The organism is Sandarakinorhabdus sp. (assembly GCF_031430775.1).
Taxonomy (GTDB): Bacteria; Pseudomonadota; Alphaproteobacteria; order Sphingomonadales; family Sphingomonadaceae; genus Sandarakinorhabdus.
The window spans coordinates 1-13471 of sequence record NZ_JANPCD010000131.1 but is presented as its reverse complement, the minus strand read 5'-3'; the positions used below and the strand labels follow the sequence as shown (position 1 = coordinate 13471).

At 64.3% G+C, this 13471-nt stretch carries 11 protein-coding genes and 2 pseudogenes; 7 read left to right on the top strand and 6 right to left on the bottom strand.

Annotation, left to right across the window (positions count from 1 at the left end):
- Nucleotides 1–109: 109 nt before the first annotated feature.
- Nucleotides 110–898, bottom strand: a complete 789-nt coding sequence (locus tag RMQ73_RS08125; protein ID WP_310497637.1) for an SDR family oxidoreductase — start codon at nucleotides 896–898, stop codon at nucleotides 110–112.
- On the opposite strand from RMQ73_RS08125, the pseudogene RMQ73_RS08120 reads away from it, so the two are divergent.
- The 5 genes and pseudogenes from RMQ73_RS08120 to argB form a co-directional block, all read left to right on the top strand.
- A pseudogene (locus RMQ73_RS08120) lies at nucleotides 834–2219 on the top strand (esterase-like activity of phytase family protein); the annotation flags it as partial. The gene RMQ73_RS08125 and the pseudogene RMQ73_RS08120 overlap by 65 nt on opposite strands.
- 189 nt (nucleotides 2220–2408) lie before the next feature.
- Nucleotides 2409–2504, top strand: a pseudogene (locus tag RMQ73_RS14275) (PEPxxWA-CTERM sorting domain-containing protein); the annotation flags it as partial.
- 69 nt (nucleotides 2505–2573) lie between these two features.
- Nucleotides 2574–3443, top strand: a complete 870-nt coding sequence (locus tag RMQ73_RS08115; RefSeq protein WP_310497633.1) for a 3-hydroxybutyryl-CoA dehydrogenase — start codon at nucleotides 2574–2576, stop codon at nucleotides 3441–3443.
- Nucleotides 3440–3922, top strand: coding sequence for a hypothetical protein (locus tag RMQ73_RS08110; protein ID WP_310497632.1), 483 nt, complete (start codon nucleotides 3440–3442; stop codon nucleotides 3920–3922). Before RMQ73_RS08115 ends, RMQ73_RS08110 begins: the two co-directional genes overlap by 4 nt.
- A 7-nt stretch (nucleotides 3923–3929) precedes the next feature.
- A complete protein-coding gene (argB, locus tag RMQ73_RS08105; protein ID WP_310497630.1) occupies nucleotides 3930–4829 on the top strand; it encodes an acetylglutamate kinase in 900 nt (299 codons plus the stop codon).
- Here the strand turns inward: argB and RMQ73_RS08100 are convergent.
- Nucleotides 4826–5605 (bottom strand): LytTR family transcriptional regulator DNA-binding domain-containing protein, encoded by a 780-nt coding sequence (locus RMQ73_RS08100; RefSeq protein ID WP_310497628.1) that lies wholly within the window; start codon nucleotides 5603–5605, stop codon nucleotides 4826–4828. The genes argB and RMQ73_RS08100 overlap by 4 nt on opposite strands.
- A gap of 179 nt (nucleotides 5606–5784) precedes the next feature.
- Here RMQ73_RS08100 and RMQ73_RS08095 point away from each other — a divergent pair, with 179 nt between their 5' ends.
- Nucleotides 5785–6243 carry a DUF2141 domain-containing protein gene (locus tag RMQ73_RS08095; RefSeq protein ID WP_310497626.1) on the top strand — a complete coding sequence of 153 codons (459 nt, stop codon included), beginning with the start codon at nucleotides 5785–5787 and terminating at the stop codon, nucleotides 6241–6243.
- A gap of 16 nt (nucleotides 6244–6259) precedes the next feature.
- Entirely contained in the window at nucleotides 6260–7690 is a 1431-nt protein-coding gene (locus tag RMQ73_RS08090) for a carotenoid oxygenase family protein (protein ID WP_310497624.1), read from the top strand.
- Between the two features lie 10 nt (nucleotides 7691–7700).
- Here RMQ73_RS08090 and RMQ73_RS08085 read toward each other — a convergent pair whose 3' ends face one another.
- The 4 genes from RMQ73_RS08085 to RMQ73_RS08070 form a co-directional block, all read right to left on the bottom strand.
- On the bottom strand, nucleotides 7701–9137 hold the full coding sequence (locus tag RMQ73_RS08085; RefSeq protein WP_310497622.1) for a TolC family outer membrane protein: 1437 nt from the start codon (nucleotides 9135–9137) through the stop codon (nucleotides 7701–7703).
- Nucleotides 9138–9429: 292 nt separating this feature from the next.
- A complete protein-coding gene (locus tag RMQ73_RS08080; RefSeq protein WP_310497620.1) occupies nucleotides 9430–11835 on the bottom strand; it encodes a TonB-dependent receptor in 2406 nt (801 codons plus the stop codon).
- Between the two features lie 113 nt (nucleotides 11836–11948).
- Nucleotides 11949–12845 carry a cytochrome c gene (locus tag RMQ73_RS08075; RefSeq protein WP_310497618.1) on the bottom strand — a complete coding sequence of 299 codons (897 nt, stop codon included), beginning with the start codon at nucleotides 12843–12845 and terminating at the stop codon, nucleotides 11949–11951.
- Between the two features lie 17 nt (nucleotides 12846–12862).
- Complete coding sequence (locus RMQ73_RS08070; protein WP_310497616.1) at nucleotides 12863–13306, bottom strand: cytochrome c; 444 nt, start codon at nucleotides 13304–13306, stop codon at nucleotides 12863–12865.
- Between the last annotated feature and the right edge of the window lie 165 nt (nucleotides 13307–13471).

The following is a 13471-nucleotide window of genomic DNA, read 5'->3' as shown; positions in this document are numbered from 1 at the left end:
CTTTGGGGCTTATGGTCCGGTCGCCCGAACGTCCGCTTTGAAAGCGCGAAGTTGCCGGGCAGCTTAGTCTGAGCTTGGTTTCCCCTTCCACCCCGCGTGGCAGTCGGCTCTAACGCTCCCCACCCGGCGCAGCTGCCGACCCCGCCAATATCCCGCCGTCGATGTGAAACTCGCTCCCCGTCACATAGCTGCTTTCGTCGCTGGCGAGATAGGCGGCCATGGCGGCGACTTCTTCTGATGTGCCGAAGCGTTTCAAGGGCGTGTCGGCGGTGAGGGCGCGCATGGCGGTTTCGCGTTCCTGCGGCGTGGTGCCCAACATCGGTTCCCACATCGGGGTCAGGATGGCGGCGGGGTGGACGGAGTTGCAGCGGATGTTCAGGCCCTGCTGGGCGCACCACAGCGCCACGGATTTGCTATGGTTGCGCACCGCCGCCTTGGAACTGGCATAGGCGGCAGCGGCGGGAATGCCGACAAGCCCGGAGCGCGACGAGATGTTGATGATGCTGCCCTGCGCTTGTGGCCGCATCGCCCGGATGGCAGCACGGCAGCCAAGGAACGTGCCATCGAGGTTGACGGCGTGAACGGCGCGCCAGTCGGCCAGGCTGGCATGTTCGGGGTCATGCGGGCCGGGGCTGCTTTCGAACCCGGTGATGCCGGCGTTGTTGACCATGATATCAAGCGGACCGACCGCCGCCATTACCCGGTCCCAATCCGCCTCAAGCCGCACATCGAGAGGCGCGAAATGCCCGCCGATCTCATGGGTCAGGGCTTCGCCGGCCGGGTCGGTGTCGGTCACCCAGACAGTCGCGCCCTCGGCGGCAAAGCGCCGGGCGATGGCGGCGCCGATGCCGCGAGCAGCTCCGGTGACCAGCGCGGTCTTGCCTTTCAATCTGGTCATTCCTGCGGTGTTGCTGCTGCGGCGGCTGCGGTCAAGCCGAAGTTGCCAGGGGCTTGCCGGCCGTTACAAAACTGTCTTGCAAGCGTCATGCAAGCGTCACCTGCAATGGTTAACAAAGGCACCGTTAACAGAGGGGGAATCCATGCGCTATTTGCTTCTGGCTGCTGCCGTGCTTTCTGCAATTCCAGCGTCCGCTGGCATCACTTTTGCAGGCAAGATCGACGTTGCCGGCGATGCGACGGACATTTCGGCGCTGGGCAATGGCCCCAACCTCAATCGCCTCAGCTTTGGCTCGGACATGGTGTATGACCAACGTCAACAAGTGTTTTATGGCATCAGCGATCGCGGTCCTGGCGGCGGCACCATCGATTGGGCGCCGCGCATCGAAACCTTCAAGGTTGAGACCGCTGCCAATGGCGCGATCAGCAATTTCCGCGTGGTGGACACCATCGTGTTTCGCCAGGCGGGCGGCCAGGTGTTCAGCGGCCTGAACCCCAGCCGCCAGCCCGGCGGCGCTGGCGTGCTGGGCAGCGCGCTGGATTCCGAAGGCATCGTTCGCCTGCCCAACGGCAATTTTCTGGTGGCCGACGAATATGGCCCGTCGGTGTACGAAACCAAAGCCAATGGCACCTTTGTGCGGGCCTTTACACAGCCGAACAACGTGCTGCCGCGCAATGCCGGCGGCAATCCTGATTTTGCCAACGGTCGGCCGACGATCGTGAACGGCCGGCAAGACAACCGCGGTTACGAAGGCCTGACCATTTCGGGGGACGGCAAGACCGCGTGGGGCATTCTGCAGGATCCACTGGTGAACGAAGGCGCCCAGAATGATGGCCGCCGCAGCCGTAACCTGCGGATCGTGCAGTTTGATGTCGCAACCGGTCAGTCCACCGGTCAATTCGCATATCAATTGGAAAGCATCGCCGACATCAACGCCCGGCTTGCATCGAACCCGTTCAGTGCCACCAACCAGGGCCGCAGCATCGGTGTATCGTCGATCACCTGGATCGGCGGCACCAGCTTTCTGGTGATCGAACGCGACAATCGTGGCCAGGGCCCCGACAATCTGATCAGCCCCAACGGCCCAGTTGGCTCCAAGCGGGTGTATCTTATCGATCTGGCCGGCGCGACCGACATTTCCGGCACCAGCCTCGCCGGCAGCAACACCCTTCCCGGCGGCGTATCGCCGGTGAGCAAGCTGCTGTTCCTTGATGTGCAGGCAGCGCTGCTGGCCGCCGGCGAAATCATGCCGGAAAAACTGGAAGGCCTCGCCATCGGTCCGCGGCTGGCGGGTGGTGGCTTTGCGCTGATGCTGGCCACCGACAATGATTTTTCGGTGACGCAGAATGACAGCGGCATCCAGTTTGACGTGTGCACCGATGGCACCGCGGCCTTCACCCAAGTCGCGTTGGGTGCGCTCTGTCCGCAGGGTCAGGCGTTGGTGCCGTCGCGGCTGTACAGCTTTGTCGTAACCGGCGCCGATGCGGCCCGGTTCGATGCGTCGTTGTTCAGTGTGCCGGAACCGGCAAGCTGGGCGATGCTGATCGCAGGCTTTGGCCTGACCGGTGCTGCCATGCGCCGCCGCCGCTCGGTTGTTACCGCCTGAGTATTTTGCCGCTTCGGCGTTTGCCGGAGCGGCAACAGCGGCTAAGGCGTCTTCCAATAGCCAAGGGAGATGACTGTGCAGACAATCGGTGTGATCGGTGCCGGCCTGATGGGAAATGGCATTGCCCATGTGTCGGCGCAGGCTGGCTATGATGTGATCCTGTCGGATGTGGCGATGGAACGCTGCACCGCGGCCAGGGCCACCATCTCCAAGAACATGGCGCGGCAGGTTGGAAAGGCGATCATCACGCAGGACGCCGCCGATGCCGCGTTGGCCCGCATCACGCTGACTACCGACAATGGCGCCTTTGCCGATGCCGATCTGGTCATCGAGGCCGCAACCGAGAATGAAGCCATCAAGGCGAAAATCTTTGCCGGCCTGACGCTGAAGGCCGGCGCGCTGCTGGCCAGCAACACCTCGTCCATCTCCATCACCCGGCTTGCCGCCGCCACCGATCGGCCGGCGCAGTTCGTCGGCCTGCATTTCTTCAACCCGGTGCCGATGATGCAGCTTGTGGAGATCATCCCCGGCCTGGCCACCAGTGCCGGCACCCGCACTGCGATGCAGGCATTCGCCGCCCGGCTCGGCAAGACGGCGATTCTGGCCGGCGATGCGCCCGCCTTCATCGTCAACCGCGTGCTGTGCCCGATGCTGAACGAGGCGATCTTTGCGCTGGGCGACGGGGTGGGCAGCGTTGCCGATATCGACATGGGCCTGAAACTGGGCGCCAACCACCCGATGGGGCCGCTGGCGCTGGCGGATTTCGTCGGGCTGGATACGCTTTTGAGCATCATGAAGGTGATGCAGGACGCCACCGGCGATCCCAAATACCGCCCGGCGCCGCTGCTGGTGAAGCATGTCGAGGCCGGCTGGCTGGGCCGCAAATCGGGCCGTGGTTTCTATGACTACAGCGGCCCGGAGCCGGTTCCGACGCGGTGAGGCTGGTCTTTACCAAGGGCGCCGGCAAATATGACCGGCTGGATATCGTGACCGCCGATGGCCCTCTTGCCGCCATCGATTGCCCGAAACAGGGCATCATCCCGCATGACATGGTGCATTTCGCCGTCGAAAGCGAAGTGGTGACCATCGGCTTTCTGGGCAATATCGCCGCCGGCGGCGACAGCGGCTTTCGGGCCGGCATGGACGACCGCCATGCCCAAAGCGTCGAACGGCTGGTCGAGACGGTGCAGGCAGAGGCGTGGGGAGGTTTTCATGGGAGCGGCGGGCCGGTGCCGTTCGCCGAATTTGCAGACATGTACCGCGTCACTTGCGAGGCACGCGGCGACCCTGTGCTGGCGCTGATGCCCGAAACGCTGGCGGCCATACGCGCGCGGCTGTCCGCGCTGATGGCGGCCTGGGCGGCTGTGGCCATCGGCGGCACGCTTGTCCTCGACATGCCGGCGCCTTCGTCCCTATAGGCGCATCATGAGCCACGCGCCGCACCCCGACATGCTTGCCAAGACGGAAACGCTGATCGAGGCGTTGCCCTACATTCAGCGCTATGCCGGCAAGACCTTTGTGGTCAAATATGGTGGCCATGCCATGGGCGATGCCGAGCGGGCGCGGGATTTTGCCGAGGATATCGTGCTGCTCAAGGCGGTGGGCATTTCGCCGGTGGTCGTCCATGGCGGCGGGCCGCAGATCGGCACCATGCTGAAACGGCTGGGCATCGAAAGCCGCTTTGTCGATGGCCTGCGCGTCACCGATGCCGCCACCGCCGAAGTGGCCGAAATGGTGCTGGCCGGCAGCATCAACAAGGAAATCGTCGCGTTCATCGCAGCAGCCGGCGGGCGGGCGGCAGGTATTTCCGGCAAGGACGCCGGCCTGGTCAAGGCGCGCAAGGTCAGCCGCACCAAGAAAGACCCCGGCAGCGCCATCGAACAGGCCGTCGATCTGGGCTTTGTCGGCGAGCCGGAAACCGTCGACAGGTCGATCATCGACACGCTGGTGGCCGCCGGCATCGTCCCGGTCATCGCGCCGGTGGCCGTGGGCGACGATGGCCACACCTACAACATCAATGCCGATACCATGGCGGGCGCCATCGCCGGCGCATTGGGCGCGGCGCGACTGTTCCTGCTGACGGATGTGGCCGGAGTGCTGGCCAAGGACGGCAGTTTGATGACCGACCTGACGCCGCACGACATTTCAGCGCTGGTGGAGGACGGCACCATTTCGGGCGGCATGATCCCCAAGCTGGAAACCTGCGTCACCGCCGTCGCTGCCGGCGTCGATGCCGCCGTCATCCTCGATGGCCGGGTGCCGCACGCGCTGCTGCTGGAAATCTTCACCCGGCGCGGCGCCGGCACGCTGGTGCGCAAGAGTTAAAGCCAGCCAGCGGCCACCAGTTCCGGCTTGGCGGCGCGGCTGACTGGCACTTCGAGCACGCCGGTCAGGCGCAGAACAGTGCGGCCGGCATCGCTGCTGGCGCCATCGACAGCGCCGCGTGCAACCCACCAGCTGCGGTGGACCCGCGCGCCGGGAACATCGATCAGCATCGCGATAGCATCGACCATGCGCATCAGCACGAGATCGCTACCGAGATCGGTGTGGACGCGCAGATAATGGTCCTCGGCTTCCAGCGCCAGCAGGCGGCCTGATTGCAGCCGGACCGGCAGGCGTTCCGCCAGTGAGACCGGCATCGTCGGCGGGCCGACGGGTATTGGTGGCGTTTCGAATTGCGGCTGGGGCGCCGGGGCAACTGGCGCCGATACAGGCGCCGCAACGATCACCAATTTGGGCGAAGTGGCAAAATTGATCGCGGTCAGCACGAGCGAAACAAACAGCACGACCACGCCGAACCACCCGATGAGCGACGGCGTGATGGCATTGAAGCCGAACATCAAAGTGCTGGCAACCACCACGATGAAAGTGTGCGGAACCGCAACCATCACCGACACCAGCAGCGTTTCCAGCAAAGGCCGACCCTCCAGCCTGCCCCAGGACTGGACAGCATAGGCCATCAGCAGGCCAAGCAGGCTGCCCGGCAGGACCACGGCGAGCCAATAGCCCAATCGCAGCCCGATCGGTGCCTGGTCCGTACCCAGCGCGCCAACCACGGTCAGCACCAGCGCGGCCACCACGCCAATGATCAGGCTGCGCATGGTCCGTTCGCGCAGCGGATCAACCGTTCGCGCAACGTGAACGGCAGGCTGGGGCTGTTGGCGAACTTCCGGCGTCATCCCGCGCATATCTCCATGACCAGTCATCTGTGCCCGGCGACAAGCAAAACAGCAACCGGCAGCGGCATCCCGCCGCCGCCGGGCACCACCGGAGACACCAGATGATCCTTCGCAACCTCGCCGTTTCGACCACCATGTCCGCGTTCTTCCTGCTTGCCGCCACGGCCATGCCAGCGCCGGCAGCCGCGCAGCAGCCCACCAGCACGCTGACCATCACGTTCGACGGCATCGCCGCGCCCACCGGTGCCATCATGATCGCGCTGTTCGACAGCGAAGCGGCGCATGACAAGGGCGGCAAGCCAGTGCGCGGCGGCATGGTCTCCATCACCGGTGTCACGGCCCAGTTTCAGGTCCCCGGCCTCAGCCCCGGCCGCTATGCAATCAAGGTCTATCACGACATCAACGGCAACGGCCAGATGGACAGCAACCCCTTTGGCATACCCACCGAGCCGTTCGCATTCTCCAACAATGCCCTGCCCCAGGGCGGTCCGGCGACATGGGCGCAGGCCAGTTTCGAAGTCGGTGCCGGTGCTGCCACCACCGCCATCACTATCCGCTGAACCTGGAGCACGCGCCATGATCGATCGTCGCCAATTGCTGGGCCAGTCCGCCCTGCTCGCTGCAGCCGCCGCCATCTCCGGCGGCGCGCAAGCCGCAGCACCTGCCCGGCCCGACTGGTTTGCCGGCGTGGGGGACCTCACTCAGGATGTCGCGCCGCAGGCTCTCGCCCGGTTGCACGGCAGGGCGCCAGCAGACCTTGCGGGCACGCTGTACCGCAACGGCCCGGCACGGTTCCGGCAGGGTGGCACCGCGGTTGGCCATTGGTTCGACGGCGACGGCATGATCCGGGCGTGGAAGATCGCTGATGGCAAGGCGGAACTGCGCGCGCGCTTTGTCGATACCGTCAAACGCCGCACCGACACGGCTGCCGGTGCCATGGTGCAGCCGGGTTTCAAGACCCAAGCCCGACCCGGCGCCCTGGTCGGCAGCGCGGACGATACCAACGCAGCCAACACATCGGTGATTGTCGCTGGCGGGCAATTGCTGGCGCTTTGGGAAGCCGGCTCGGCCTATGCGCTTGATGCCGATACGCTGGCCACCAAGGGCCCGGTCACTTTCCGGCCCGATCTGGCTGGCATGCCGTTTCTGGCGCATCCGCGCATCGAACCCGATGGCCGCATCTGGAACCTGGGGATGGGCGGCAAGATGGCCTTTGTCTGGCGCCTGTCAAAGGCCGGCGTGCTGGAGGCCGGACAGTCCATTCCCTTGCCAATGGCCAGCTATGCCCATGATTTCACAGCGACGGCGCGGCATCTGGTGATCGTGCTCCAGCCGTGGATCAAGGAACGCAATGTGCTGCCCTTTGCACATTCGCTGGCGTGGCGGCCGGAACTGGGCACCAAGGTACTGGTCATCGACAAGGATGATCTGTCGAAACGCCGGGTGTTCGAGCTTCCGCCGCTGTTCTTCTTCCATCTCGGCGACGCCTGGGAGGAAACCGATGGCACCATTTGTTTCGATGGCTGTTTCGACAATGACCCCGGGTTTGCCAGCGACGGCGCAAGCGCGCTGATCGAAGGCCGCTATTTGCGCACCGAACGGCCGGCGCTGCGCATGGTATCGCTGCGCCCCGATGGCCGCGCCAGCCTGGATGACGCAGGCATCACGGCCGAATTTCCGCGCAGCGATCCATCGCTTGCGGGGCTGCGGCGCACGCGCACCGTGCATGTCGGCGGATATGGAGCCGGCCGGCCGTTCGCGCGCAGCATCGGCACCTGGGACTGGCAGACCGGCAAGGACGATGCCCATGACTTCGGGTCGCGCCAGCTCGTCGAAGAGTTTGTCCCTGTTGGCCGCTGGTTGATCGGCACGACGCTCAATCTGGATGCCGGCGCCACCGAATTGCATGTGATGGACAGCCGCCGGGTGGCGGACGGGCCAGTGGTCAGCTGGCGCAGCAATGTCGCCATGCCGCTGAGCTTTCACGGCAACTGGCTGGCGGCCTGAGCCAGGTGCGTCAGGGCTGTGGCGGGCCCTGAACGCTGGCGTCCTGCGCTGGTGTTGTCACCGTGCGGGTCGATTGCAGCACGGGCGCCTCGCGGCCCGACCAGTCGAAATAGCTGCCGCGCGCACGCCGCGCATTGGCCTTGGGATCATAGAGGGTGACGCCGTCGAGGCTGAGATCGCGGGCCTCGGCATTGCCCATGGCCGCGATCAACGCAAAGGCCGCGACATAGGCGTTGCGCCGCGCGGTTGCCAGCTGCACGCGCGAATTGATGAGCTCCTGCTCGGCGTTGAGCACTTCGATGATGGTGCGATTGCCGACGCTGTTTTCGGCGCGCACGCCTTCCAGTGACAGGCTGTTGGCAGAGATTGCCGCTTCGGCCGATTTGATCACATCCTGGCTGGCTTTCCAGCTGGCAAAGCCCGAACGCACCTGCTGGATGACCAGTCGCTCGGTGATGACATGGTTTTCAAGCGCGGCGCCCTGCCGGGCCTGCGCCTGGCGGATCTGGGCAGCCGGCAGGCCGCCCTGATAGAGCGGCAAGCGCGCCTGCAGGCCGATCACGCCCGATGTCTGCTGCGACGGCTGGGCCGGAAAGCCCGGTGGCACGATGGCGCCGCCAAAGTTGTCATTGCGGTTGAGCCGCCCAAAGCCGCTGAGCGTCGGCAGCCGGCCGGCACGGGCTGCCTTCACGTCGTATCCCGACGCTTCGAGGTTTTTCAGCGCGGCGGCAATATCGGGGTTATCCTTGACGGCCACTTCCACCGCTTCATCGACCGACGCCGGCAGGCCCGGCAGCGGCGGCGGCGGCGTCAGCGCTTCAGGCGCCTCGCCGACCTGCTGGATGTAACGCTCCTTGGAGCCGATCAGATTGGATTCAGCGGTGCGCAAATCGGCGTTCGCCTGCGCCAGCCGCGCTTCGGACTGGGCGACATCGGTGCGCGTCACGTCGCCAACTTCGAACCGGTCGCGGGATGCGCGCAGATTGACATCGAGGTTGTTCACATTGGCACGGTTGAATTCGACGATGGCCATGTCGCGCAGCACGTCATTATAGGCCGCGACCACCTGGCTGAACACGCTGGATTCGGTACCGCGCAACTGCTCTTCGCCGGCGGCAATGCGGCCGTTTGCGGCCCGCACGGCGTTCCTGATGGCGCCGCCATTGTAGAACGGCACATTGATCTGGGCCTGGGTGTTGGCAGTGCGCGGGATGACGATGAACTGTCCGGGCGGAATCAGCACGTTTTCGTTGAAAGTCGTGTTCAGTTCGGCGCTGGGCAGGCCAGCGGCGCGCTGGATCGGCACGTTTTCGTCGGTGGCCATCTGGTTGGCACGGGCGGCGTTCAGCGTGGGATTGGTGCGATAAGCCTTTGCCAACGCGCCAGCCAGCGTTTCCGCGGCCACAGGCGCGGCCAGTGCCAGCGCGGAGACCGCGAGACCTGCCATACCCAAACCTGCTGCTCGAACCTTCATGATCGTCCGCATCCTTCAAACACCGTCGCTCAACTGTATTACTTGAACATATCACTTGTCCATAGGACACATGATGGGTTTGTCCAAGCCATTGACGGCCTGTCATTTGGGTCATGCAGCGTTTTTCGCAATCATGGCCAGCGTCCGTATCGCCGCGCCCGCCGCCTTTGGCAACATCAAATTGAGCCGCACTTTGAAAGTGCAGCTAGATCGTTGCGGGCGGCAGCCGGGTCCTGACCCTGGACCGCCGCCCGGACACATGCGGTCAGAATGTCTGCCGCGCCGTCACGCCAAAGGTGCGCGGCTGGCCGATGTTGAAGCCAAGCCGTGCGCGGCCGCCGCGTTCACGGTCAAAGGACAGCAAAGGCGTCTGGTCGAGCAGGTTGTTGACATAGGCCGTGACGGAGAAGCCTGCCTCGTTCTGCCAGCCAACGCTCAGGTTGACGAGCTGGTAGCTGGGCAGGCGCAGGTCGATGACCGTGGCATTCAGGCCCGACGCGCCGGCATATGGCAGGTTCGAGACAAAGCTGCGCGGGTTGTTTTCCTGGTCGGCCGGCTGGGTGAAGCGCGTACTGACATGCTGGATCGATGCGTTCAGCACGACCTTGCTGGTGTCCGAAACCGGCAGTTCATAATTGGCCGAGGCGGAAATCTGGAACCTTGGTACGGTCGGCAGGACATTGCCGTCACGGATACCGCCCAGCACGGCGCCGGTGCCGTCACGCACCGTCGAATCGAACTTGGCTTCAAGCAGCGTGCCCGACAGCGACAGGTTCAGGCCCTCGATGGGGTTTGCCCCCAGTTCCACTTCGACGCCGGCGCTATGCGCCTTGGGCACGTTGAAAACAACGCGGCTGGAACAGGAACCGGCATCTAGCGTGACCTGGAGGTTCTTGATGTCGTTGTAGAAGACGGCAGCATTGAAGGTGATGCCGCCGCCGCGCGCCTTGACGTTGGCTTCGTAATTCCACAGCGTTTCGTCAGTGTAGCGCTGATAGCCGCCAAAAATCGCCCGGTCTTCGGCCGTGCACAGATTGGCGTTCAGCGGGTCGTTGACGCCGCCGAGACGGAAGCCCTTGGATACCTGCAAGTTGACCGACAGGTCCTTGGACGCCTCGTAGCTGGCGATGAAGCGCGGCGTGAAGCCATTGGAGCTGGTACGGTTGCCCGGCGCGTCAAAGTCCAGGAAATTATCGCTGTTGGAAAAAATCCCGCCAGATTTGAAGATGCGCTTTTCGGTGAAATCATAATAGCGGCCACCGGCGGTGAGCTTGAAACCGCCGCCAAAAGCATAGCTGGCTTCGCCGAAGATCGCCTTTTGCTGCAGCTTGTAGTTGATATCCGCATTATAGGGTGAGTTGAGCGGGAAACCGTTTGCCACCGCGACCGAAGTGCCGGCGCCAAAGCGCACATCGGTGAACGGATCATAACCCGGGGTCGGCAGGCGCTGGGCATAATTGCGCTTCTGATCGGTGTAGAACCCGCCGAGCACCCATTGGAACGGCCCGTCCCCGGTCGAGGACAGGCGGACTTCCTGGGTGAACTGCGTCAATTCCGTGGAGTCGCGCAGGTTCGACGGCAATGTCACCGCGCTTTCCGGGAAACCAAGGCTGATGGAGACTGAGCCGGTCAGCGCCGAAGCATCGCGGCTGACCAGAATGCTGCGATCAGTATAGCTGGACACCGACGTCAGCGCGACACCGCCGAAATCGATGCTGGCAGTGAAATCAGCGAGCAGGAACTTGTCCTTGAACGCCTCGCGCAGCAGCAGGAACTGTTCGCGCTCACCCAACTGGGTCGGCGGCCGTGTCGTGGTGAACGGCTGGGCAAACAGGTTGAACGTTTCCTGCCGGTTGAATCCGTCTGCCGTGACTTCCTGATACAGGATGCGCGGGGTCAGGGTAATGGCTTCAGTCGGCTGGAGCATCACGGCGATGCGGCCGCCGGTGCGTTCACCGGAATTCACATCCTCGCCGCCGCCGGGGCCGCGTGCGTTGACAAAGCCGCCGTAGCGCGTGTGGTAGGCAACGGCACGGATTGCCGCCTTGTCACCCAGCGGCACATTGACAGCGCCCTTCATCGACCAGCCAAAGGCATCGCCGTCGACCAGATTGACATTGCCTTCGACGCTGCCTTCAAGCTTTTCGGTGGACGGCTGCGCGGTGATGTAGCGGATGGTGCCGCCGACCGAACCGGAACCGAACAGCGTGCCCTGCGGCCCGCGCAGCGTTTCCAGACGCGCAAGATCGAACAGATCGATGTCTGGCGTGAACAACGACAGGGAGATCACCGATTCATCAAGATAGATGCCGACCTGTTCCTTGACGCCGGGCTGGTCGCGGACGATCTGGCCAGCAGAGACGCCGCGGATCGACACCTGGCTCTGGCCGGGGCCAAGGTTCTGCACGGTCAAGCCGGCGACGCTGCGCGAGATATCCTCAAGCGTGGTGGCATTGGCGCGCTGGATGTCGGCGCCGGACACGGCGTTGATCGAAAAGGGCACGTTCTGCAGCGTCGAATTGCGCTTGGTGGCCGTGACGATGATTTCGTTGGAATCCGTAACTTCGGCTTCGGCGGCTTGGGCATGTGCGGCACCGGCAATGAGCGCCGACGCGGCTACGCCGGTCATGCAGATGACGCGCAGCAGAATCCGCATATTGTTGACTGCCATGGCTCTCTCCCCAGTTTGTTCTTTGCGCAAACGCTACGCCCGCCGGGGAATCTTGCAAGCATTCCAGAAATATGACGGAAAGTTCATGTTGTTCTGTTGCAGTACAGTGACAGTCACTGTGGCGGCAATGCCTTGATATAGGCTGCCATCGCAGCGCGGTCGCCGGCAGGCAATTGTGCCATGTTGCGCTGCACATCGGCCATGGAGCCACCGACCGCGTCATAGTCTGGGGTGAAGCCTGTTTCGAGATAATCGGCGATTTCTTCGGCTGACCAGCCGATGCCAGCGAGGCGAGGCACCTTGCCGCGTCCTTCGGGATCAGCGGCGCCGGCGAGCCATCGTGACGTGTCGAGCCGGCCCAGCCCGCCAAGCGTGCGCGGCGTGTGGCATTCGCCGCAATGGCCGGGTCCTTCGACGAGATATTGCCCGGCGCGCGCCGGCGGCGAGGCGCTGGCCGGCAAGGTCACTGCCGGTGCAGACGTCAGGAACAATCGCTTCCACAGGCCGATGCCGGAGCGGATACTATAGGGAAAGGCCACGCCCGATGTGGCAGACGGTGCTGCGACCTTTGGCAAGGTGCGCAGGTAGGAAAACAGGTCGGCAACATCGCCCTTGGTCATCCGCGCATAGGACGCATAGGGGAACGCCGGATAATAATGACGGCCGTCCGGGCTGACGCCGCGCTGCATGGCATTGGCAAAGTCCGCAAGCGACCAGGCGCCGATGCCATGGCGCGGGTCGGGAGAAATATTGGGCGCGCGGAAACTGCCGAAGGGCGTGACCAGCGCCGCGCCGCCGCCCAGCGCATGCCGTGCCTCGCCCTTGGCGCCGGCTGCCGCATGGCAGGACGCACAGCCGCCCAGCGCGAATATGCGTGCACCGCGCGTTGCATTGCCGCTGCCGGGCGCAGCGATAGCGTCATCTGCAAGTCGCTGCGGTGCCGCCAGCCAAGCGATGACGACCAGCGCACCTGCGGCGCCAACCGCCAGCCATGACCACAAACGGCGCACGCAGCAGTCTTTCCGGTTCAGCCTTTCTTGATCTTGAAGGCTTCGTGGCAGCTCTTGCAATTGGCGGTGACCGTCGAGAACGCCTGGCCAAAGGCTGGCAGCGCCGCCGGCCTGGTGGCAGCAGCAGCCGCGGTATCTTTCTCGAACTTGGCCACGGCGGCTTTCCACTCGGCCGGCTTGGTCCAGACCGCTGGCGCTGCTTCGGTGTCACCGCCGGTTTCGCTTCCCTTGGGGAAATGCGTGCCGAACGCCTTGGCTCCAGCGGCCATATCGGACAGGATTTTCTGCGCAGCAGCGGCATCGAAGGGCACTTCGCCCTTCAGCATGGCGCCGCCGGCCTTGGCGCCCTTGCCATTGCCCTTCATGATGGCCTGGCGTTCAGCGACATGTCCGGTTTGCGCCAGCGCCGGGGCCGCAAGCGCAAGAGCAATTGCGAGCGAGATGGATGTGCGAAGCATCATGACAGTGTCTCCTTGAGGGGCATTTCCAGACTGCACGAGAAACTTGCCGTGACGCAATGGCTGAATGCCGGTGGCGCCGTTACTTCGCCACGGTCGCGGCACCGGCGGCCGCGATCAGCCCGTCTTCCTGGCTGGTGGCGCCCGATACGCCCACGGCGGCCACGG